The organism is Rhodococcus sp. Z13_19A, from assembly GCF_058133575.1.
In genome coordinates, this window is sequence record NZ_JBYUNN010000001.1 from 275,395 (window position 1) to 297,385 (window position 21,991).

General features: G+C 74.9%; 1 protein-coding gene (cut by a window edge). It reads right to left on the reverse strand.

Annotated elements, in window-relative coordinates:
• Positions 1-21,991, reverse strand: partial view of a non-ribosomal peptide synthase/polyketide synthase gene (locus AC3YNX_RS01370; RefSeq protein WP_489994383.1) — the 3' portion only. It continues 12,128 nt past the right edge of the window; only the last 21,991 of its 34,119 coding nucleotides appear in the window; the start codon falls outside the window, past its right edge — the gene reads right to left on this strand; it ends in the stop codon at positions 1-3.

A 21,991-nucleotide genomic window follows, 5' to 3' on the forward strand; every position in this document is an offset into this window, starting at 1 on the left:
CTACACGTGCCGCGCCACCGCGGTGAGCACCTGCTCCCAGAGCTCCATCAGGGCGTCGGCCTCCACGGCGGGCAGCACGCCCTCCGGGTGCGACAGCTGCGCCACGTAGGTGGGCCCGTCCGGCCCGTCCTCCACCAGCGTCTGCAGGTCGAGCACCGCCTGGGCGGGCAGCTCGCTGCGGTCGGTGGTGAAGATGCCCTCGGCCTGCAGGTCCGGCTGCCAGGCGCCCTGCGCGCCCAGGCCTGCCCCCTCGGGCAGCCGGATCCGGCCGACGTAGTTGAAGACGACCTGCGGCTCGCCCAGGGGACGCAGCTCAGCCGCCGTCTCGGGGTTGAGGTAGCGCAGCATGCCGTAGCCGATGCCGTGGTCGGGGACCGCCGCCAGCTGCTGGTGCACCCGCCGGACCGCGTCCGCGGCAGCGAACGGGTTGCCGGAGGCGACCTCGTCCAGCTCCACCCCCCGCAGGTCCACCCGCGCGGGGTACATGGTGGTGAACCACCCTGCCGTCCGGGAGAGATCCGCACCCTCCACCAGGTGCTCCTCCCGGCCGTGACCCTCCAGGGTGAGCAGCACCGACCGCTGCCGCACCCCGCGCCGGCGCTGCCACAGCGACACCGCGGTGGCCAGGGTGGCCACCAGCACGTCGGGGAAGGTGCCGCCCAGCTCGGCCGTCGAGGCAGCCAGCAGCGGTCGGGTGGCCGCCACCGGCAGCCGCAGCTCGGTGCGCCGCAAGGTCCGCGCCACGTCCACGCTGAGGTCCAGCGGCCGGGTGCCGAGCGCCGGTTCCGCCGTGTCCAGCACCGAGCGCCACCGCGCCAGCTCGGCGACCCGCTCGGGCGTGCGCGCCGCAGCGGTGAGGCCCCGGGTCCACTCCTGCAACGAGGAGCCGGTGTGCATCAGCTGCACCGGCTGGCCGGCCTGCACCTGCTCACCGGCCGTGGCGAAGTCGGGGACCAGGAAGCGCCAGGAGACGGCGTCGACCACCAGGTGGTGCGCGGCCACCAGCAGTCGCCCTGCGGTGCCCGGCTCGGCCGGGGCCAGCCACAGGAAGCGCACCAGGGGTCCCCCGCTCACGTCGGTGGTGGCGACGGCGTGGTCGTAGGCGTCCCGGGCGGCGGCGGTGAACCCGGCGGTGCCCGGCTCCGCCCCGGCGGGGAGCTCCACCCGCTCGATCACCTCGGCGGCGCGCAGCTCACCCACCGGTGGCACCCACAGCGCCTTGCCGGCAGGCGCAGGGCCGCCCCGTGCGGCCTCCACCTGGGTCAGATCCACCTGGGCCGGGTCCACCAGGCGGGCACGCAGGGCCGGGTGCGCATCGAGCACCGCCTGCACCACCTGCTCGAGCTGGGTCGCGGGCAGCCCCGGCGGCAGGGTCAGCAGCATCGGCATGTGGAACCAGCGGTAGTCGCCGCCGCGCTCCACCATCTTGGCCGCCACCGGGGTGAGCGGCACCCAGCCCGATCCGTCGCCAGCGCCGCCCTGCTGCGCCTGCGGCCCCCCGGTCGCCGGCTGGGCCTGCGCCCGGGCGAGCGCCGCCGCGGCGAGGTCAGCCACGGTGGGGCTGTCCACCACGTCCCTGGCCGTCAGCTGCAGGCCGGCGGCACGGGCGCAGGACACCAGCTGCATCGAGCCGATGCTGTCCCCGCCGAGGCCGAAGAAGGAGTCGTCCAGCCCCACCTTGTCGTGGCCGAGCAGGTCGGCGATCAGCTCGGCCAGCACCTGCTCCACCGCGCTCTCCGGTGCCCGGTACTGCACCTCGTCGGTGCCCGGCACCGGCAGTGCGGCCCGGTCGACCTTGCCCGACGGTCCCAGCGGCATCCGCGCCAGCACGGTCACCACGGTGGGCACCAGGGAGGCGGGCAGCCGCGCCGCCACCGCTTCCCGCAGCTGCTGCGGGTCCAGCGGCGCGCCGTGGCCGTCGGCGCCTCGGTGGTCGGCGCTCACGTAGGCGGCCAGTGCGGTGGCCGTGCCCGCCTGACGAGCCACCACCACCGCGCGCGCCACCCCGGGCTGCTCCAGCAGCACCGCCTCCACCTCGCCGGGCTCCACCCGCAGCCCGCGGATCTTCAGCTGCAGGTCGCTGCGGCCGACGTACTCCAGCGCCCCGTCCGGACGCCAGCGCACCACGTCACCGGTGCGGTACATCCGCGCGCCGGCCCCGGTGAAGGGGTCGGCCACGAAGCGCTCGGCGGTGAGCCCCGGCCGGGCGGCGTAGCCGCGGGACACCTGCTCGCCGGCCAGGTACAGCTCCCCCTCCGCCCCCACCGGAACCGGCTGCAGCGTGGGGCTGAGCACGTAGGCGCGGGTGTTCCACACCGGTGTGCCGATGGGCACCGCGCCTGCGGCGCCGCCAGCGGCCACCTGCGAGGTGGCGTCCACGGTCACCTCGGTGGGCCCGTACAGGTTGACCACCTCGGCGCCGAACACCCGGGCCGTCCTGCTCGCCAGCGCCTGGGTGAGCGTCTCCCCACCGGAGAACACCCTGCGCAGGTGCAGCTCGGTGCCGGCCCGCTCGGCGGCGTCCACCACCAGGCTGAGCACGCTGGGCACGTACTGCACCACCGTCACGCCCTGGGTGGCGATGACGTCGAGCATGTACTCGGCGTCGACGTGGCCCTCCGGTGCCGGCACCACCAGGGTGGCCCCCACCGCCAGTGGCGCGAACAGCTCCCACACCGAGGCGTCGAAGGTGTGCAGGGTCTTCTGCAGCACCACGTCCTCGGCGTCGAGGCCGTGCTCGGCGCACAGCCACCGCACCTGGTTGACGATCGAGCGGTGCTGCACGGTCACCCCCTTGGGCCGCCCGGTGGACCCGGAGGTGAACAGCACGTAGGCGGCGTTGCCCGGCCGCAGCGGCGCGGTGCGGTCGCTGTCTCGCAGGGGCGCGGCGGACAGCCCGGACAGGTCGAGCTGGTCGACGAGGACCGTGGGCACGTCCGGCGGCCGCTGCCCCGGGGTGCCGGAGGTGGTGAGCACGCAGACGGGCTGCGCGACCCGGACCATGTCGGCCAGCCGGTCGACCGGGTGGGTGGGGTCGAGCGGCAGGTAGGCGCCACCGGCACGCACCACGGCGTGCAGCGCCACCAGCAGCTCCACCGACGTCTGCATGGCCACGCCCACGGTGCTCTCCGGGCCCACGCCCAGCGACACCAGGTGCCGGGCCAGCCGGTTGACCACCGCGTCCAGCTCCCCGTAGGTCAGCGAGCGGTCCGGCAGCACCACCGCGGTGCGGTCCGGGTCGACGTGGCCGAACAGCTCCGGCAGCGTCTGCTCGACCACCGCGTGGTCGGTGTCGTTGAAGGCGTGCAGCACCCGGGCCCGCTCCCCCTCAGCCAGCAGGTCGAGGCTGCTGACCGCGGTCTCCGGCGCCTGCGCGGCGGCGTGCAGGACCGTCTGCAGCTGACGGCCGATCGCGGTCACGGCCTCGGGGCCCACCACGTCGGGGAGGTGCTCCAGGACCACCCGCAGGGAGTCCTCGTCGAAGCAGGCGAGGGTGAGCGGGTAGTGCGTGGCGTCCGCGCCACGCACGCCCTCCACCGTCATCCCGTCCACGGACCCCGCCGCCTGCGCCCCGGCCGCGTCGATCGGGTACGACTCGAACACGGTCAGCGTGTCGAACACCGCGCCGTCGCCGGCCAGGTGCTGGATCTCGCTGAGCCCGACGTGGTGGTGCTCGAGCAGCTGGGCCTGCTCCTGCTGCAGCCGGCGCAGCAGGTCGGCGATGGTGTCGCCCGCCTCCTGGCGCACCCGGACCGGCAGCGTGTTGATGAACAGCCCGACCATCTGCTGCACGCCGTCCAGCTCGGGCGGGCGGCCGGAGACCGTGGCCCCGAACACCACGTCGTCCCGCCCCAGCAGGCGCCCGAGCACGACGCCCCAGGCGGCCTGCACCACCGTGTTGGTGGTGACGCCCAGCCGGGCGGCGGTGGTGCGCAGGGCGGCGGTGTCCTCGGGGCTGAGCCGGATCTCGGTCTTTCCGGGCTCGCCGGTGTTGGCCCGGTGCAGCGCCCCGAACAGGGTGCTCGGGGAGTCCAGCCCGGCCAGCGCCCGCGCCCACGCCTGGCGCGCCTGGCTCGGGTCCTGGCGGTGCAGCCACGCCAGGTAGTCCCGGAACTGCCGCGCCGGCGCCAGCCCCGCCGCGTGGCCGTCGGTGGCGTAGAGGGTGAGCAGCTCGCTGATCATGATGGGCATGGACCAGCCGTCCAGCAGGACGTGGTGGTTGGCCACCGCCAGCTCCCAGCTGTCCTGCTCCAGGTGCAGCAGCAGCAGGCGGACCAGGGGCGCGGCGTGCACGTCGAAGCGGTCGGTGCGGTTGGCGCCCAGCAGCTCCTGGCGACGTGCCTCGCGCTGCGTCGCGTCGAGGCCGGTGAGGTCGACCACCTCGAACGGCACGGCCACGTCGGCCACCACGACCTGCACCGGCGGGCCGGCGGAGGTGGCGTCGAAGGCCACCCGCAGGTTGGGGTAGCGCTGCAGCAGGGCGTGCGCGGCGCGCCGCAGCCGGTCGGCGTCGACCCGCCCGGACAGCTCCAGCACCACCTGGGCGGTGTAGAGGTCGACCGATCCCTCCGCGATCATCGCGTGGAAGAGCATCCCGGCCTGCAGCGGAGTCAGCGGCAGCACGTCGCTGAGCGTGCCGTGGCGCTGCTCCCACCCGTCCACGTCGGCCTGCGTGGCCGTGACCAGCTGCAGGTCCGAGGGGGTCAGCTCCCGGTGCTGCCCGGCCAGGGCAGCCGCGGCCACCGCCTCGCTGGCCTGCTCCCAGAGCTGGGCGAAGCGACCGACTGCAGCTTCGTCGAGCAGGCCGGTGGCGTAGCCCAGGTGCACCGCCAACCGCTCCTGCCCGTCGCGGACCTCCACGGAGAGGTTGGCCTCCAGCGCCGCCGCGGCGGCCATCGCCCGCAGCGGCGGACGGTGTGCGCCGACGGCGTCCGCGGTGGGCATCCAGCCGTGGTCGGTGACGCTGTCGTCGGCCTCCCCGCCGAAGCGGCCGAGGTAGTTGAAGGTGATCTGCGGCTCTGCCAGGCCGTCGAGCTCGCCTGCGGTGGCGGGGTTGAGGTGGCGCAGCAGGCCGTGCCCGACTCCCTTGTCCGGGACCGCAGCCAGCTGCTCCTTGACCGCCTTGACCGCGCGCCCGGCCTCAGCGGCATCGGCACGGGCGGCGAACACCGCGTCCAGGTCGACCCCCGCGACGTCCAGGCGCACCGGGTGCACCGCGGTGAACCACCCGACGGTGCGGGAGAGGTCAGCGCCGGGCAGCAGCTCGTCCTGGCGGCCGTGGCCCTCCAGCCGCACCAGCGTGGACGTCGAGTGCTCTCCGCGCTCGCTGCGCCACCGGGCGACGGCCAGCGCCAGCGCGGTGAGCAGCCCGTCGTCGACGCCGCTGCCGAAGCGGTCCGGGAGCACGTTGAGCAGGGCGTGGGTGGCCTGCGGGCTGAGCTCGACCTGGTGCTCGGCGACGTCGGCGCTGGTGTCCACCTCGGGGTCCAGCGCCCGCCGGCCCAGCGGGGCCTCCGGCTCGGCCAGCATCGTCCGCCAGTACTCCAGCTCAGCGACGCGCTCCGCCGAGCTGGCCTGCTCGACCAGGGCGTGCGCCCAGGTGCGCAGCGAGGTGCCCACCTCGGCCAGCACCGGCGTGCTCCCGCCGGCCTGCTGGTACCAGGCGTCGGCGAGGTCGGGCACCAGCACCCGCCAGGAGACGGTGTCGACCACCAGGTGGTGCACCACCACGAACAGCCGACCCGACCGGTGCGGGCCGCGGTCGAACCACAGCAGCTCCACCACGCGGCCAGCGCGGACGTCCAGCCGCTCCAGCGCCCGGGCGTAGGCCTGCTCCACCACGGCGGTGAAGGCCGGGGAGCCGGGCTCTGCCTCGGTGGGCACGTGGGTGAGGACGTCCTCGGCGCGGACCGCGCCCACGGGGGCCACCTCGAGCTCCTCGGCGGAGAGCAGCCGGGCGCGCAGCCCGTCGTGGCGGTCGAGCACCGCCTGCACGGTGCTCAGCAGACCGTCGCGATCGGCCCCCACCGGCAGCGACAGCATCGTGGGCATGTCGAAGGCGTCGAAGTCACCGCCGCGGCCGAGCACCCAGCGCATCACCGGGGTGGTGGGCAGCCGCCCGACACCGCCGCCAGGCAGCTCGCGGTGCCCGGCCAGCTCGGCGGCCTCGGCGAACCGGGCCACCCGGGCGAGCTCGGCCACGGTGCGGTGCTGGAAGAGGTCGCTGGCCTTCAGCTGGACCCCGGCCGCCTTGGCCCGCGCGACCACCTGGATGGCGACGATGGAGTCACCGCCCAGGGCGAAGAAGGACTCGTCCACCCCGACCGACGCCACGCCGAGCACCTCGGCGAACACCCGCTCCAGCGCCAGCTCCAGGTCAGTCGCCGGGGCCCGGCCTGCGCCGTCGGTGACGGCCAGCTCCGGCTCCGGCAGCGCCCGCACGTCGAGCTTGCCCGCCGGCGTCAGCGGGACAGTCGGCACCGGCACCACCGCGGCCGGAACCATGTGCCCGGGAAGCACCCGGGACAGGTGCTCCCTCAGCGCGGTGGTGTCGAGCTCCGCGCCGGGCGCCGGGCTCACGTAGGACACGAGCACGGTCGCCCCCGCCGGCCCGGGCCGGTCCACCGTGGCGGCGAAGGCCACCTCCGGTCGCTGGGCGAGGACCGCGTCGATCTCCCCCAGCTCGATGCGGAAGCCGCGGATCTGCACCTGGCGGTCGGCCCGGCCGGCGTACTCCAGCTCGGGCTCGCCCGCCGGGCCCAGCACCCACCGCACCACGTCCCCGGTGCGGTAGGCCACGCCGCCTGCCGGCATCGGGCCGGTGCCGGCGCAGGGGTTGGCCACGAACCGCCCGGCGGTGAGCGAGGGCCGCTGCAGGTACCCGCGGGCCACCCCCGCGCCGCAGACGTAGAGCTCGCCGGGCACGCCCAGCGGCACCGGGCGCAGCCGGTCGTCGAGCACCAGCAGGTGCCCACCGCTGAGCGGGCTGCCGATGACCACCGGCTCCCCGGGGCGCAGCGGGTGGCTGAGGCTGGCCACCACCGTGGTCTCGGTGGGCCCGTAGGCGTCCAGGAAGCGCCGGCCTGGGGCCCAGCGCGCCACCAGCGCGGCGGGAACCGCCTCACCACCCACCACCACGGTGCGCAGCTCGTCCAGCCTGGTGGGGTCGACGGTGGCCAGCGCCGCGGGTGTGCTGAAGGCGTGGGTGACGTGCTGCGTGCGGAGCAGCTCGGTCAGCTCCTCCCCGGCGTAGCTCTGCCGGGGCACCAGCACCATGGCCGCCGCGGCACCGATCGCCATGGTCAGCTCCAGCACGGAGGCGTCGAAGCTGGGTGAGGACGAGCCCAGGGTGCGCGAGCTCGCCGTCGTGCCGTAGCGCTCGCGCTGGCTGGCGGTGAGGTCGGCCAGCCCGGTGTGGGTGACCAGCACGCCCTTGGGCACCCCGGTGGTGCCGGAGGTGTAGATGACGTAGGCGAGGTTGCGCGCGCGCAGGGGGCGGCGTCGGTCGGCGTCGGTCACCGGCCGCGCGGAGCGCTGGGCCTGCTCGTGCGCGCACTCCGCGGAGTCCAGCAGCACCCAGGGCAGCAGGGTGGGCAGCGCGTCGGCGTGCTGGGTGGTGGTGACCCCGAGCCGGGCGCCGGAGTCGGTGAGCATGTGCGCCACCCGCTCGCTGGGGTAGGTCGGGTCCACCGGCACGAACGCGGCGCCGGTCTTGGCCACCGCCCACACCGCCAGCACCGACTCCACCGATCGGGCGATCCCCAGGGCCACCACGTCCTCCGGTCCCACCCCACGGTCGATCAGCAGCCGGGCGAGCCGGTTGGACTGCTCGTCGAGCTCGCGATAGGTGAGCACCCGGTCGCCGTCCACCAGGGCAGGACCGTCGGGGTTGGTGGCAACGGCGGTGGCCATCAGCTCGGGCAGCGTGCGGGTCTGCTCCCCCGGCGCCCCGGACACCGGCACCAGCTGTTCGGTCTCCCGCGGGTCGAGCAGGTCGATGTCGCCCACGGTGAGGTCGGGCTGGGTGGCGAAGGCCTCCACCACCCGCAGGAAGCGCGCGCTGAGCTGCTCCACGGTGGCGGCGTCGAAGAGTGCGGTGGCGTAGGTGAACGACGCCTCCAGCGCGGTGGGGTCCCCGGTGTCGTCGGTGACCTCACCCAAGGTCAGCTGCAGCTCAAACTTGGCGACGTCGAGCTCACCGGGGAAGGGCTCCGCCCGCAGGCCCGCCACCTCCAGCTCCGGCACCTCGTCCTCCACCACCGACAGCGCCACCTGGAACAGCGGCGGGTGGGCGGTGCTGCGGTGCGGCGCGAGGGTGTCCACCAGCTTCTCGAACGGCACCTCGGTGTGCGTGAACGCCGCCAGGTCGGCCGCGCGGACCTGGCCGAGCAGCTCGTGCACCGTGGTCGTCGGTGCCACCTGCACCCGCAGGGCCAGGGTGTTGACGAACATGCCCACCACGTCGTCGAGCACCCGCTGCCCGCGGCCGGCGATGGGCGTGCCGATGACCACGTCGGTGGTCCCGCTCAGCCGGGCCAGCAGGGTGGCCAGGGCGGCGTGGGCGAGCATGAAGGTGGTGACGCCGCGGCGGCGAGCCGTGGCCCGCAGCTGCCGGTAGAGCTCGGTGTCCACCCGGAAGGTGTGCGTGGCACCGGCGAGGGACTGCACCGCCGGGCGGGGCCGGTCCATCGGCAGGTCGAGGGTCTCCGGCAGCCCGGCCAGCGTCTGCTGCCAGAACGCCAGCTGCCGGGCCACCGCCGAGTCCGGGTCGGACTCCTCGCCCAGCACGTCCCGCTGCCACAGCGCGTAGTCGGGGTACTGCACGGGCAGCGGCAGCCAGGCCGGCGGCTGCCCGGCCGTGCGGGCGGCGTAGGCCAGCATCAGGTCGCGGGTCAGCGGGGCCAGCGAGGAGCCGTCGGCGGCGATGTGGTGCAGCACGAGGACCAGCACGTGCTCGGTGGAGCCACCCACCGCCAGCAGCGCGGCGCGCAGCGGGGGCCGGGCCGCCACGTCGAAGCCCTCGGCCATCAGCTCGGCCACCCGGCGATCCAGGCCGTCGGCGGCGACCTCCTGCACGTGCAGCTGCACCCCGGCGTCCTCGGCGCTGAGCACCAGCTGGTGCGGGGTGGGCCCGTCGCTGGGGTAGCAGGTGCGCAGCGTCTCGTGCCGCTGCACCAGGTCGCCCAGCGCAGCCCGCATCGCGTCGGGGTCCACGGCGCCGGTCAGGCGCACCGCCAGGGGGATGTTGTAGGCGGGCGAGGTGGTGTCGAACTGGTTGAGGAACCACATGCGCAGCTGTGCGGAGGACAGCGGGACCTGCGCAGGGCGAGAACCGGCCACCAGCTTGGGCCGGGCGTGCCCACCCGCAGCGTCGGTGAGCTCACGCTGCACCCGGCGGGCGAGCTCGGCCACGCTGGGTGCCTCGAAGAGGTCGCGGACGCCCAGGGCGCAGTCCATCGCGTCGTTGACCCGGGCGATCACCCGGGTGGCCGACAGGGAGCTGCCACCGAGGTCGAAGAACCCGGTGGTCACCCCCACCCGGTCCACCCCCAGCACCTCGGCGAACACCCCGGCGACGACTTCCTCGACCGGGTCACGGGGGGCCACGTCGGCGGTGGAGGCCGCGAGCAGCTGCGGCTCCGGCAGCGCCGACCGGTCGAGCTTTCCGTTGGCGCTCAACGGCATCCGCGGCAGGACGGTGACCACCGAGGGCACCATGTAGGAGGGCAGCCGCTCGGCCAGCTGCTCGGTGACCGCCACCGGGTCGAGGTGGTGCTCGGCCACCCCGGCCGCGGGAGCGACATAGGCGGCGAGCTGCTCACCGAGCCGCTCGTGGCTGTGCACCACCGCCACCGCGGCACCGACGCCCTCGATCGCCAGCAGGGCCGACTCGATCTCGCCCAGCTCGATCCGGAAGCCGTGCACCTTCACCTGGAAGTCGCTGCGCCCGACGTACTCCAGCTCACCAGTCGGGGTGGAGCGGACCAGGTCGCCGGTGCGGTACATCCGCTCGCCGGGAGCGCCGTACGGGTCGGCGACGAAGCGGTCGGCCGTCAGCTCCGGCCGGTGGTGGTAGCCCCGGGCCAGCTGCACCCCGGCCAGGTACAGCTCACCGGTGCTGCCGGGCGGCACCGGGTGCAGGCGCCCGTCGAGCACGTGGCGACGCACGTTGGCCTCGGGGACGCCGATGGGCACCGCGCCCGCCTCGTCCGGCCCGCAGTGGTGCCAGGTCACGCTCACCGCAGCCTCGGTGGGGCCGTAGAGGTTGTGCACCTCGGTCCCGGCCGCGGCGGTGGCGGCCTGCAGCCGGGCGACGGTGCCGGCGGAGAGGGCCTCACCGATGCACAGCACCGCGCGCAGGTCCGGCAGCGGCAGGGCTCCCTCGGCGTCGGTCACCGTGTCCAGGAAGGCGTCGAGCAGGGACGGCACGAAGTGGGCCACGGTGGCACGGTGGCGGGCCATCAGCTCGGCCAGGTGCGCCGGGTCGCGGTGACCGTCCGGGCGGGCGAGCACCAGGCAGGCACCGGCGGTCAGCGGCCACCACAGCTCCCAGACGGAGAGGTCGAAGGTGGCGGGGGTCTTCTGCACCAGCACGTCGTGGGTGTCCAGCGGGAAGCGCAGCTGCTTCCAGCGCAGCTGGTTGACCACGGCGGCGTGCGGCACGGTGACGCCCTTGGGCCGGCCGGTGGAGCCGGAGGTGTAGATGACGTAGGCGGGGTGCTCGGCGCGCAGCGGCGCCCGGCGGTCGGCGTCGGTGATCGGGTGCGGGGCGGCCTCCCGCAGCGCCTGCTGCACCGTCGGCTCGTCCAGCACCAGCACCTGCTGCCCGGTGAGGACCTCGGCCAGCTCAGCCAGCTCGGCGGAACCACACAGCACCACCACCGGCCGTGCGCTGTCCAGCACGTAGCTGGTGCGCTCGTGCGGGTGGTCGGGATCCAGCGGCAGGTAGGCGCCACCGGCGGCGACCACCGCCTGCATCGCCAGCACCAGCTCGGGTGAGCGGCGCAGCGCCAGGCCCACCGTGGTCTCCGGCCCCACCCCGGCCTGCACCAGCAGCCGGGCCAACCCGTTGACCCGGGCGGCGAGCTCGCCGTAGGTCCAGGCCTGCTCGTCGGCCCAGCGCAGGGCCACCGCGTCCGGCGTGGCCAGCGCCTGCGCCGCCACCAGCCCGGCCAGCGTGGTCTCCGCCGGACCGAGGTCGCGCGTGGTGTCGTTGGCGTGGACCAAGGCGCGCCGCTCGGCCGCGGAGAGCAGCTCCAGGTCGCCCAGCGGGCGCTGCGGCTGGGCCAGTGCCTCCTCCACCAGCCGGGTGAAGCGCTCGGCGATGCCCTGCACGGTCTCCGGCTGGAACAGCGCCCGGGCATAGGTGAACACCGCGTCCAGCCCGTCCGGCGCACCGTCGGCGGTGAACCGCTCGCTGACGATCAGGTGCAGGTCGTACTGGGTGTTGTCGGTCTCCAGCTCCATCGCCGAGACGTCCAGGCCGGGCAGCGCCAGCTCCGCGCGCTGCAGGTTCTGGAAGGAGAAGCCCACCTGTGCCAGCGGGGCGTAGGCCTGGGTGCGGGCGGGGTTCAGCGCGCTGACCAGCTGCTCGAAGGGCACGTCGGCGTGGGAGAAGGCATCCAGGTCGCCGCTGCGGACCGTGGCCAGCAGGTCGGCGAGGCCACGGTCCAGGTCCACCGGCGACCGCAGCACCAGGGTGTTGACGAACATCCCGACCAGCGGCTCCAGCGCGGGCGCTCCCCGGCCCGCGACGGGGGTGGCCACGGCGACGTCGGTGCTGCCGCTGAGTCGGGCCAGCAGCGCCGCGAACGCGGCGTGGGTGGCCATGAAGGTGGTGGCACCGTGGCGGCGGGCCAGCTGCACCAGCCCCTGGTGGGCGGCAGCGGGCAGGGTGCAGCGCACCGAGCCGCCGTCGGTGGACTGCACCGCCGGACGCGGGTGGTCGGTGGGCAGCTCGAGCAGGTCCGGCAGGCCGGCCAGGTTCTGCGACCACCACCCGATCTGCGCGGCCGCCGGGGACTCGGGGTCGTCCGGGTCGCCGAGCGCGGCCCGCTGCCAGAGCGCGTAGTCGGCGTACTGCACCTCCAGCGGAGTCCACCGTGGAGCAGTGCCCTCGCGGCGGGCGGTGTAGGCGGTCATCACGTCCACCGCCAGCGGGACCGCCGACGTGCCGTCCGTCGCGACGTGGTGGATCACCAGCACCAGCACGTGCTCGTCCTCGGCCAGCCGCAGCAGCCCGGTGCGCAGCGGCACGGTCCGCGTCACGTCGAAGCCGGCGGCGGCCAGCCGCAGGGCGTGCTCGCGCAGCTGCGCCTCGGTGACGCCGACCGGGGTGAGCTCGGTGGGCACCAGGTCGGCGGGCAAGACCTGCTGGTACGGGCCGTCGCCGTCGCCGGGGTAGACGGTGCGCAGCGTCTCGTGGCGCAGCAGCACGTCACGCAGCGCGGCGCGCAGCACGTCCAGGTCCAGCGCGCCACGCAGCCGCACCGCGATCGGCACGTTGTAGGCCGCGGTGTGCGGGTCGAGCTGGTTGATGAACCACATCCGCTGCTGGGCCAGCGACAGCGGCAGGCGATCGGGGCGCTCGATGCTGCCCAGCACCGGCCCGCTCGCTGCGCCGTCCTCGGCCAGCGCCGCCACGGCGAGCGCAAGCTCAGCCACCGTGGGCGCCTCGAACAGGGTGCGCACCCCCACCGGGACGTCCAGCAGCTCCCCGAGCCGGGCGCTGACCCTGGTCGCCACCAGGGAGTTGCCGCCCAGGTCGAAGAAGCTGTCGTGGGCCCCGATTCGCTGCACCCCGAGCACCTCGGCGAAGACCTCCGCCACCAGCCGCTCCATCGCCGTCGCCGGCTCGCGGTCGGCGTCGCTGTCCACGCCCAGCGGCAGCGCGGGGTCCAGCCGGCTGCGGTCGAGGGAACCGCTCGGCGTCAGCGGCAGCTCGTCCACCGCCACCACTGCGCTGGGGACCAGGTAGCCGGGCAGCCGGGCGGCGACGAGGGCCTGCAGCGCCGGCACGTCGACGGCAGCGCCGGGCACCGGCTGGACGTAGGACACCAGCGCCGTGTGGCCCGCAGCGTCGAGCACACCCACGGTGGCCGAGACAGCGACCTCGGCGGCCTCGCCCAGCACGGCGTCCACCTCACCGGGACGCACCCAGAAGCCACGGACCTTCACTCGCGGCTCGCTGCGCCCGACGCGCTCGACCGTCCCGGCCCGGGTGCGGCGGACCACGGCACCGGTGTTGACCATCCGCTCCCCCGGCTGCCCGTAGGGGTCGGCCACGAAGCGCGCGGCGGTGGCGGCGGGCGCGTGGTGGTAGCCGCGGGCCAGCGCGGGCCCGGCGACGTACAGCTCGCCCGCGACGCCCACGGGCACCGGGCGCAGTCGCCGGTCCAGCACCATCAGCCGGACCCCGCGCAGCGGTGCACCGACGCTGGTGGCCGCTGCGGCCTCGTCGCCGTGCAGCGCAGCGGTGATCGCGGCGACCACCCCGGTCTCGGCCACGCCGAAGGCGGTGCGCAGCTGCCTGCCGTCCGGCTGGGCGGCATCGGGCAGCCAACGGGTGAGCAGGTCGGCGGCCCACTGCTCCCCCAGGACGAGCACCGACTCCACCGCCGTCAGCTCGCCGGGGTCGGTGCTGCGCACCACGGCGGGGACCGCCACCAGGTGGGTGATGCCCTCCTGCCGCACCAGCTCGGCGAGCTGCGCCCCCAGGGGTGTCGCCGCCGGAGCCACCACCAGGGTGGCGCCGGCCGTGAGGGCGCTCAGCTGCTCCACCAGCGCGGCCTCGGTCCCGGGGGCCGCGGTGAGCAGCACCCGGGAACCTGGTCCGGCTCCGGTGCGCTCGGCCAGCTCGGTGGCGAGCTGGTCCAGGCCGCGGTGGGTGAGCACCGTCAGCCGCGCCGCAGGAGTGGACTCGTGGCTGCTGGGGGAACCGAGCACCACGTGCGCGGCGCTGTCCGGGTGCAGCGGTGCCCGCCGCTCGGCGTCGGTCAGCGGGACGCTGGAGCTCGCCTCGACGGCGGCCACCACCTCACGGGAGTCCAGCACCACCCAGTCCAGGGTCTCGGGCCAGCCCAGGGTCTCGGGCAGCGCGGTCCGGTGCTGGCTGGCGGTCACGCCCACGACCAGGTCCGGCCGGGTCGTCAGGTCCGCCAGGCCCTCGAGCTCGGCCTCCGGGTCCAGCGCGAGCACTGCTGCCCCGGTCTTGGCCACCGCCCACGCCGCGAGCACGGCGGGTGCACTCCTGGGCAGTGCCACGGCCACCAGCCGCTCCGGCCCTGCACCGTGGGCGAGGAGCACCCGAGCCAGCCGGTTGGACTGCTCGTCGAGCTGGCGGTAGGTGAGGGTGTGTCCGCCGTCGCGCACCGCGGGAGCGTCCGGCACCCGGGTGGCCACAGCGGTGAACAGCTCGGGCAGGGTGCGGGCCTGCTGATGTGCCGGCTCGCCGACGCCGCGGAACGCGCTGCGCTCCTGCTCGTCGAGCAGGTCCACGTCGCCGATCACCACGTCCGGGTCGGCGACCACCGCGGCCGCGACCCGGCCCAGCCGCCGCGCGAGGGCGGCAACCGTCTCGGGGTCGAACAGGTCGGTGGCGTAGCTCAGCGCCGCGTCCAGCCCCGCCGGCGCACCGGCGTCGTCCAGCTGCTCCACCACGCTCAGCTGCAGGTCGAACTTGGCCACCTCCAGCCCGGCGTCCACCTCCGACACCCGCAGCCCGCTCGCCTCGAACACCGGGGCCAGGTTGTTGTCCAGCGACAGCGCCACCTGGAACAGCGGCTGCCCGGACCCCGACCGGGGCACCTCGAGCGCGTCGACCAGGCGCTCGAACGGCACGTCGGCGTGGCCGAACGCGTCCAGGTCGAAGTCCCGCACCGTGTCCAGCAGGTGGCTGAAGGACGCGTCGGGGTCGACCGCGGTCCGCAGCACCAGGGTGTTCACGAACATCCCGACCAGGTCGTCGAGCTCGGGGCGACCGCGCCCGGCCACCGGGGTGCCGATGCAGATGTCGGGCTCGGCGCTGAGCCGGTTGAGCAGCACCGCCAGCGTGGCGTGCAGCACCATGAACAGGCTGCTGCCGGTGCGGGCGGCCAGGTCCCGCAGGCCACGGTGCACCTCGGCGTCCAGCCGGAACCCGAGGGTGGCTCCGTGCAGCGACGGCGTGGCGGGGCGGGGCCGGTCGGTGGGCAGGTCGAGGGTCTCCGGCACCCCGCGCAGCCGCTCCGCCCAGAACTGCACCTGGCGCGCCACCAGGGACTGCGGGTCGTCCTCCTCGCCGAGCACCCGGCGCTGCCAGGCCGCGTAGTCGCCGTACTGCACCGGCAGCGGGTCCCAGCCCGGCCGCTCCCCCGCCCGGCGGGCGTCGTAGGCGAGCAGCAGGTCGCGCAGCAGCGGGGCCAGCGAGGCGCCGTCGGCGCTGATGTGGTGGGTGACCATGGCCAGCAGGTGCTCGTCGTCGGCAGTGCGCAGCAGGGCCATGCGCAGCGGCACGTCCACGGCCACGTCGAATCCGCTGCCAGCCATCAGCCGCAGCTGGCCGGTCGCGGCCGCCGGCGGGTCCTGCTCGGTGCGCAGGTCGACCAGCGTGATGCGCTCGGCCAGCTCCTCCGCCGGGACCACCACCTGGTGGGGCTCGACTTCACCGGCGGGGAACCGGGTGCGCAGCGCCTCGTGCCGGTCCAGCACGTCCACCACCGCGGCCTGCAGCGCAGCCTGGTCGAGGTCACCGGCCAGGCGCACCGTGAGCGGCAGGTTGTAGGCGGGTGAGGCGGTGTCGTACTGGTTGAGGAACCACATGCGTTGCTGCGCCATCGACAGCGGCAGCGGCTCGGCGCGGTCCACCGGCACCAGCGGCGCCGCCGTGGCGGAGACCCCGACGCGGTCCTGCAGGTACCCGGCCAGGCGATCGACCGTGCGGTGCTCGAACAGGTCGCGCACGGACATGTCCGCGTCCAGCGCGGTGTTCACCCGGGCCACCACCCGGGTGGCGGACAGCGAGTTGCCACCCAGGTCGAAGAAGTCGTCGTGCACGCCCACCGCGGAGGTCCCGATGACGGCCTCGAAGATGCTGGCGAGCAGCCGCTCCAGCTCGGTGGCCGGCGGCACGTGGTCCCGGCGCAGGGAGTCCAGGTCCGGGGTGGGCAGCTCGTTGCGGTCGAGCTTGCCGTTGCTGTTCAGCGGCATGGCGGCCAGCACGACCACGACGCCGGGAACCATGTAGTCGGGCAGCGCAGCCTCGCAGGCGAGGCGCAGCTCGTCGGGGTCCGGCTGGTGGCCGGGGACGGCCACCACGTAGCCGACCAGCAGCTCGGTGGAGCCGGCCATGCGCACCGCGGCGGCCGAGCCGGCCACCGTGGGGTGCCCGGCCAGCACAGCCTCGACCTCGCCGAGCTCGATGCGCAGACCACGAAGCTTGACCTGGTCGTCGGTGCGGCCGATGAACTCCAGCTCGCCGTGCTTGTTCCACCGCACGACGTCGCCGGTGCGGTACATCCGGCTGCCCGCGGGACCGAAGGGGTCGCTGACGAAGCGGTCGGCGGTCAGGTCAGGCCGCCCGAGGTAGCCACGGGCCAGCTGGGCGCCGGCGAGGTAGAGCTCACCGCCCACCCCGGTGGCCACCGGGCGCAGGCGGCGGTCGAGCACGTAGGCGTCGGTCTGCCGGATCGGCGAGCCGATGGGCACCACCGACCTGATGGGGTGCTCCAGCGGTGAGTAGGTGGCGCCGACGGTGAACTCGGTGGGCCCGTAGGTGTTGCACAGCCGGGCGGTGCTGACCTCCCGGAACCGGCGGACCTGCGCCAGGGTGAGCACCTCGCCGCCGGCCACCACCTCGACCGCGGAGGCGAAGACGTCGCCGAAGTCCGCGGTGAGCAGCACCTCCAGCATGGACGGGACGAACTCGAGCACGGTCACCTGCTGCTCGGTGATGAGCCGAGCGAGGTAGTCGGGCTCGCGGTGCCCGCCGTGGCGCGCCAGGACCACGGCGCCGCCCACCATCAGCGGAGCCAGGCACTCCCACATCGAGACGTCGAAGGTGTACGGGGCCTTCTGCAGCACCCGGGAGCTCGCGTCCAGCCGGTACTGCTCGATGGTCCAGTGCATGTGGTTGGCCAGGCCTGCGTAGGTGCAGGCCACGCCCTTGGGCCGGCCGGTGGAGCCGGAGGTGAAGATGACGTAGGCGACGTTGTCGCCGCGCAGCGGTGCGGTGCGCTCGGCGTCGCCCACCGGGTCGCCGGAGAGCCCCGACACGTCGAGCTCGTCGAGCTTCAGCACGCCGTGGGCGGGGTCCAGCTCGTCGAGGTCCGCGGGCAGCTGGGTGCGCGCCTCGGTGGTGGTCAGCAGGCACACCGGTCGCGCAGAGTCGAGCACCAGCCGGATGCGCTCCTCCGGGTGCTCCACGTCCACCGGGACGTAGGCGGCCCCGGTCGTGAGGACGGCGTGGATGGCCACCATCGCCTCGACCGAGCGGGGCAGCGCCACCGCCACGCGGTCCTCCGGCCCCACCCCGGCGCTGATGAGGTGCCGAGCCAGTCGGTTGGCGCGCTCGGCCAGCTCGCGGTAGGTGACCTCGATGCCCTCGTGCACCAGCGCCACCGCGTCCGGGCTCGCCGCAGCGGCAGCGCTGAAGGCGGCCATCGGGGCGTCAGGGGCGTCAGGGCCGTCCTGGTCACCGCAGACGTCGGCGGCGCTGACCACCCCGGCCAGCTGCTGGGCCAGCTGCTGGGCGAAGGCGAGACCGTCCGCTCCGCCCAGGCGCCCCGGGGCCAGCTGGGTCAGTGCGGCGGTGACGGCAGCATCGGCGCCGAGCCCCATCACCGCGAAGCTCTCGGCGAGCTCGGCCGAGCGCTGGTGCAGCTGGCGGTGGGTGATGTCCGCGCCCTCGTGGGAGAGCACCACGCCCTCCGGGTCGACCTGTGCGGCGACGTCGAGCAGCTCGGGCAGCGAGCGGGCCAGCAGCGAGTCCCCCACCGGGGCGGCCGCCAGGGAGGGCGCTGCGGGAACGGGCGCTGCGGTCACGGGAGCTGCGCCGGGGCGTGACCCGCCGCGAGCCTGCGTCGCGGCGCGCTCCTCGGCGGTGCGGATGTCGATGTCGCCGACGGCCCGCGTGGGCTCCGCGACGACCTCGCTGAGCACCCGGACCAGGCGCTCCCCCAGCGGAACGATGGTGTCCCGGTCGAAGATGTCCGTCGGGTAGTCCAGGTGCCCGGCCATCCCCGCGGAGTCGCCCGCTCCGCCCGGTGTGCCGATCAGGGTGAAGCCGAGGTCGGCCTGGGCCTCCACCTCGTCGGTCGCCAGCACCTCGATGGTGAGCCCGGCGAGCTCGACCACCGGCCGGTCGAGGTTCTGGAAGCTGAGCATCACCTGCGCGAACGGGGCGAACGAGCTGGAGCGGGTGGGCGAGAGCTCGTTGACCACCAGCTCGAAGGGCACCTCTGCGTTGCCGAACGCGGCCAGGTCGTCCTCGCGCAGGCGAGCCAGCAGCTCGGTGAAGGGCTGGTCGGGGTCCACGTCGGCGCGCAGCACGATGGTGTTGACGAACATGCCCACCAGCTCGTCCAGCGCCGCGTCGCCGCGGCCGGCGACCGGTGTGGTGACGGCGACGTCGCGCTCGCCGGTGAGCTGGGACAGCAGCACGGCGAGGGCCGCGTGCACCACCATGAACGGCGTGACCTGGTGCAGCCGGGCCAGCTCCTCCAGCGCGCTCACCGTCTCGGCGGGCACCTGGAAGTCCACCATCGCGCCGGCGCCGGAGCGCCGGGCCGGGCGGGGGCGGTCCAGCGGCAGCTCCAGCACCTCGGGCAACCCGTCCAGCGCCGCACGCCAGTAGGCCAGCTGCTCGGCGGCGAGGGAGTCCTCCTCCCGCGGGTCGCCCAGCACCTCGCGCTGCCACAGGGCGAAGTCGGCGTACTGCAGCGGCAGTGGCGCCCAGCCCGGTGCCTCGCCCTGCGCCCGCGCCGCGTAGGCCACCGTGAAGTCCCGGGCCAGCGGTGCCATCGAGGCCCCGTCGGCGCTGATGTGGTGCACCACCATCACCAGCACGTGCTCGTCCTCGGCCGGCCGCAGCAGCGCGAACCGGCTCGGCGGGTCGCTGCGCACGTCGAAGCCGCGGCCGGCAAGATCGCGCACCCGCTCGCCCAGCTGCTCCGGGCTGACCGGTTCCACGGGCAGCTCGACCGACACCTCCTGCGGCGCCAGCACGCGCTGGCTGGGCTCGTCGCCGACCACCGGGTACACCGTGCGCAGCGACTCGTGCCGCTCCACCACGTCACGCACCGCGGCCTGCACCGCGGCCTCGTCCAGGCGCCCACGCAGGCGCAGCGCGAGCGGGATGTTGTAGGCGGCGGCCTCGGGGTCGAGCCGGTTGAGGAACCACAGGCGCTGCTGGGCCAGCGACAGCGGCACCACCGGCGGCCGGGTTCGGGCGAGCAGCGCCGGACGCGCCCCGCCCGCACCGGCGATCTCGTCCATCCGGGCGGCGAGGCCCTCCACCGTGGGTGACTCGAACAGCGCGCGGACCCCGGCGTTCACCCCGAGACGGGCGTTGAGCCGACTGATCACCCGCGTTGCCAGCAGCGAGTTGCCGCCCATCGCGAAGAAGTCGTCGTCCAGCCCGGCTCGCTCGGCCCCGACCACCTCGGCCAGCTCGGTGGCGACCGTCCGCTCGGCCAGCGTCCGGGGAGCACGGTAGGAGACCTCGTTGGTGAACCACCGCGGCGCGGGCAGCGCCCGTCGGTCGATCTTGCCCGAGGGGGTCAGCGGCATCGCCTCCACCGGCACCACGGCGGAGGGCACCATGTGGGCGGGCAGCAGGGCGCCGGCCTGCGCCGCGACGTCGCGCGGCTCGAGCGTGGCCGCCTCCCGCGCCGTCACCCAGGCCACCAGGATCGGCTCCCCCGACGGCGCGGTGACCGTGCCGGCAGTGGCCGCCTCCACGTCGGGGTGACGCAGCAGCGCGCTCTCCACCTCGCCCAGCTCGATGCGGAAGCCCCGCACCTTCACCTGCTGGTCCTTGCGGCCCAGGTAGTCGATCTCCAGGCCGTGCGTGCCGCGCACCCAGCGCACCACGTCGCCGGTGCGGTACATCCGCTCGCCCGGCCCGCCGTGCGGGTTGGCGACGAAGCGCGACGCGGTCATGCCCCGCCGGTCGTGGTAGCCGCGGGTGACGCCCAGGCCCGCGAGGTAGAGCTCACCCGTGGCGCCCACCGCGGCGGGCTGCAGCTGGTCGTCGAGCACCAGCGCCGTGGTGCCGCGGACCGGCCCGCCGATGGTGATGCGGTCACCCGCCTGCAGCTGCTCGGACAGCGTGGTCACGATCGTCGTCTCGGTCGGCCCGTAGGCGTTGACGAAGCGGCGACCGGGTGCCCACCGAGCCAGCAGCTCCGGCGAGCAGGCCTCCCCGCCGACCATCAGGCACTCCAGGGCCTCGCCCACCTGCTCCGGGTCGAGCGAGGCCACCGCGGCCGGGGTGGCGAAGGCGTGGCTGACCCGGTGCTCCCGCAGCACCCGTGCCAGGTCGGCGCCGCCGTAGACGGTCGGCGCGGCGATGACCATCGTCGCCCCCGCCCCGAACGCCATCAGCAGCTCGAGCACGGAGGCGTCGAAGGACGGTGAGGCGAAGTGCAGCGTCCGCGAGCTGCCGGTGGTGGCGAACCGGACGCGCATCTCCTCGGCGAAGGGCGCCAGGCCGGTGTGCGGCACCACCACGCCCTTGGGCTGGCCGGTGGTCCCCGAGGTGTAGATGACGTAGGCGGTGTTCTCCGGCCGCAACGGCGCCCGCCGCTCGGCTGCGGAGAGTGCGTGCCCTGGCAGCGCGGCGGCCTCCGCGGCCAGCTCGCCGGAGTCCAGCGCCAGCCAGGAGCAGTCCGCGGTCAGCCCGGTGAACGCCGAGGCGTCCGCGGCGCAGGTGATCCCGAGCGGAGCCCCGGAGTCGGTGAGCATGTGCTCGATCCGGCCGGCGGGGTAGCCGGGGTCCACCGGCAGGTAGGCACCCCCGGACTTGCTCACCGCCCAGATGCCCAGCACCGACTCGATCGAGCGGGTGATGCCGAGCGCGACGACGGTCTCCGGGCCGACTCCGCGTGCCACCAGCGCCCGCGCCAGCTGGTTGGACCGCTCGTCGATCTCGCCGTAGGTGATGGACCGCGCGCCGTCCACCACGGCGACCCGGGACGGGTCCTGGGCGGCGGCCCGCGCCAGCAGCTCGGGCAGGGTCGGCGCGAGAGCATCCTGCGCCGATCCGGGTGGGACCACCGCGGCGCCCCGCACCCCGAGCAGCTCGGCCCGCTCCGCGGCACTGAGCAGGTCGACGCTGCCGACCGTGCGCTCCGGCGCCGCGACCACCGCGGCCAGGACCCGGTGCAGCTGGGCCAGGAGCCGCTCGGCGGTGTCCGGCTCGAACACGTCGGTGGCGTAGCCGAGGTCCACGTCGATGCCGGCCGGACGACCGTCGGCGTCCCAGGTCTCGGCGAGGTCCAGCGCCAGGTCGAACTTGGCGCCGCCCAGGTCCACCGGGTCCACCTCGACCCGCACGCCGGGCAGCTCGAGCCGGGCAGCGGCGTTGTTCTGGTACCCCAGCATCACCTGGAACAGTGGGGAGTGGGCGGTGGAGCGGGCCGGCTGCAGCTCGTCCACGAGCCGCTCGAAGGGCACGTCGGTGTGCTCGAACGCCTGCAGGTCGGTGTCCCGGACCCGGTGCAGCAGGCTGCGGAAGCTCTCCTGCTGGTCGACCTGGGCGCGCAGCACCACCGTGTTGACGAACATCCCCACGAGGTCGTCCAGCGCCGCCTCGCCCCGGCCGGCGACCGCGGTGCCCACCGGTACGTCGGTGGTGCCGCAGAGCTTGGCCAGCAGCACCGACAGCGCAGCGTGCACCACCATGAACGGGCTGGCCCCCTGCTCGTGCGCGAGCCGCTCGACGGCTGCATGCAGGTCCGCGTCCAGCCGCGCCGTGCGGTGGTCTCCGCGCATGGACCGCACCGCCGGACGGGGT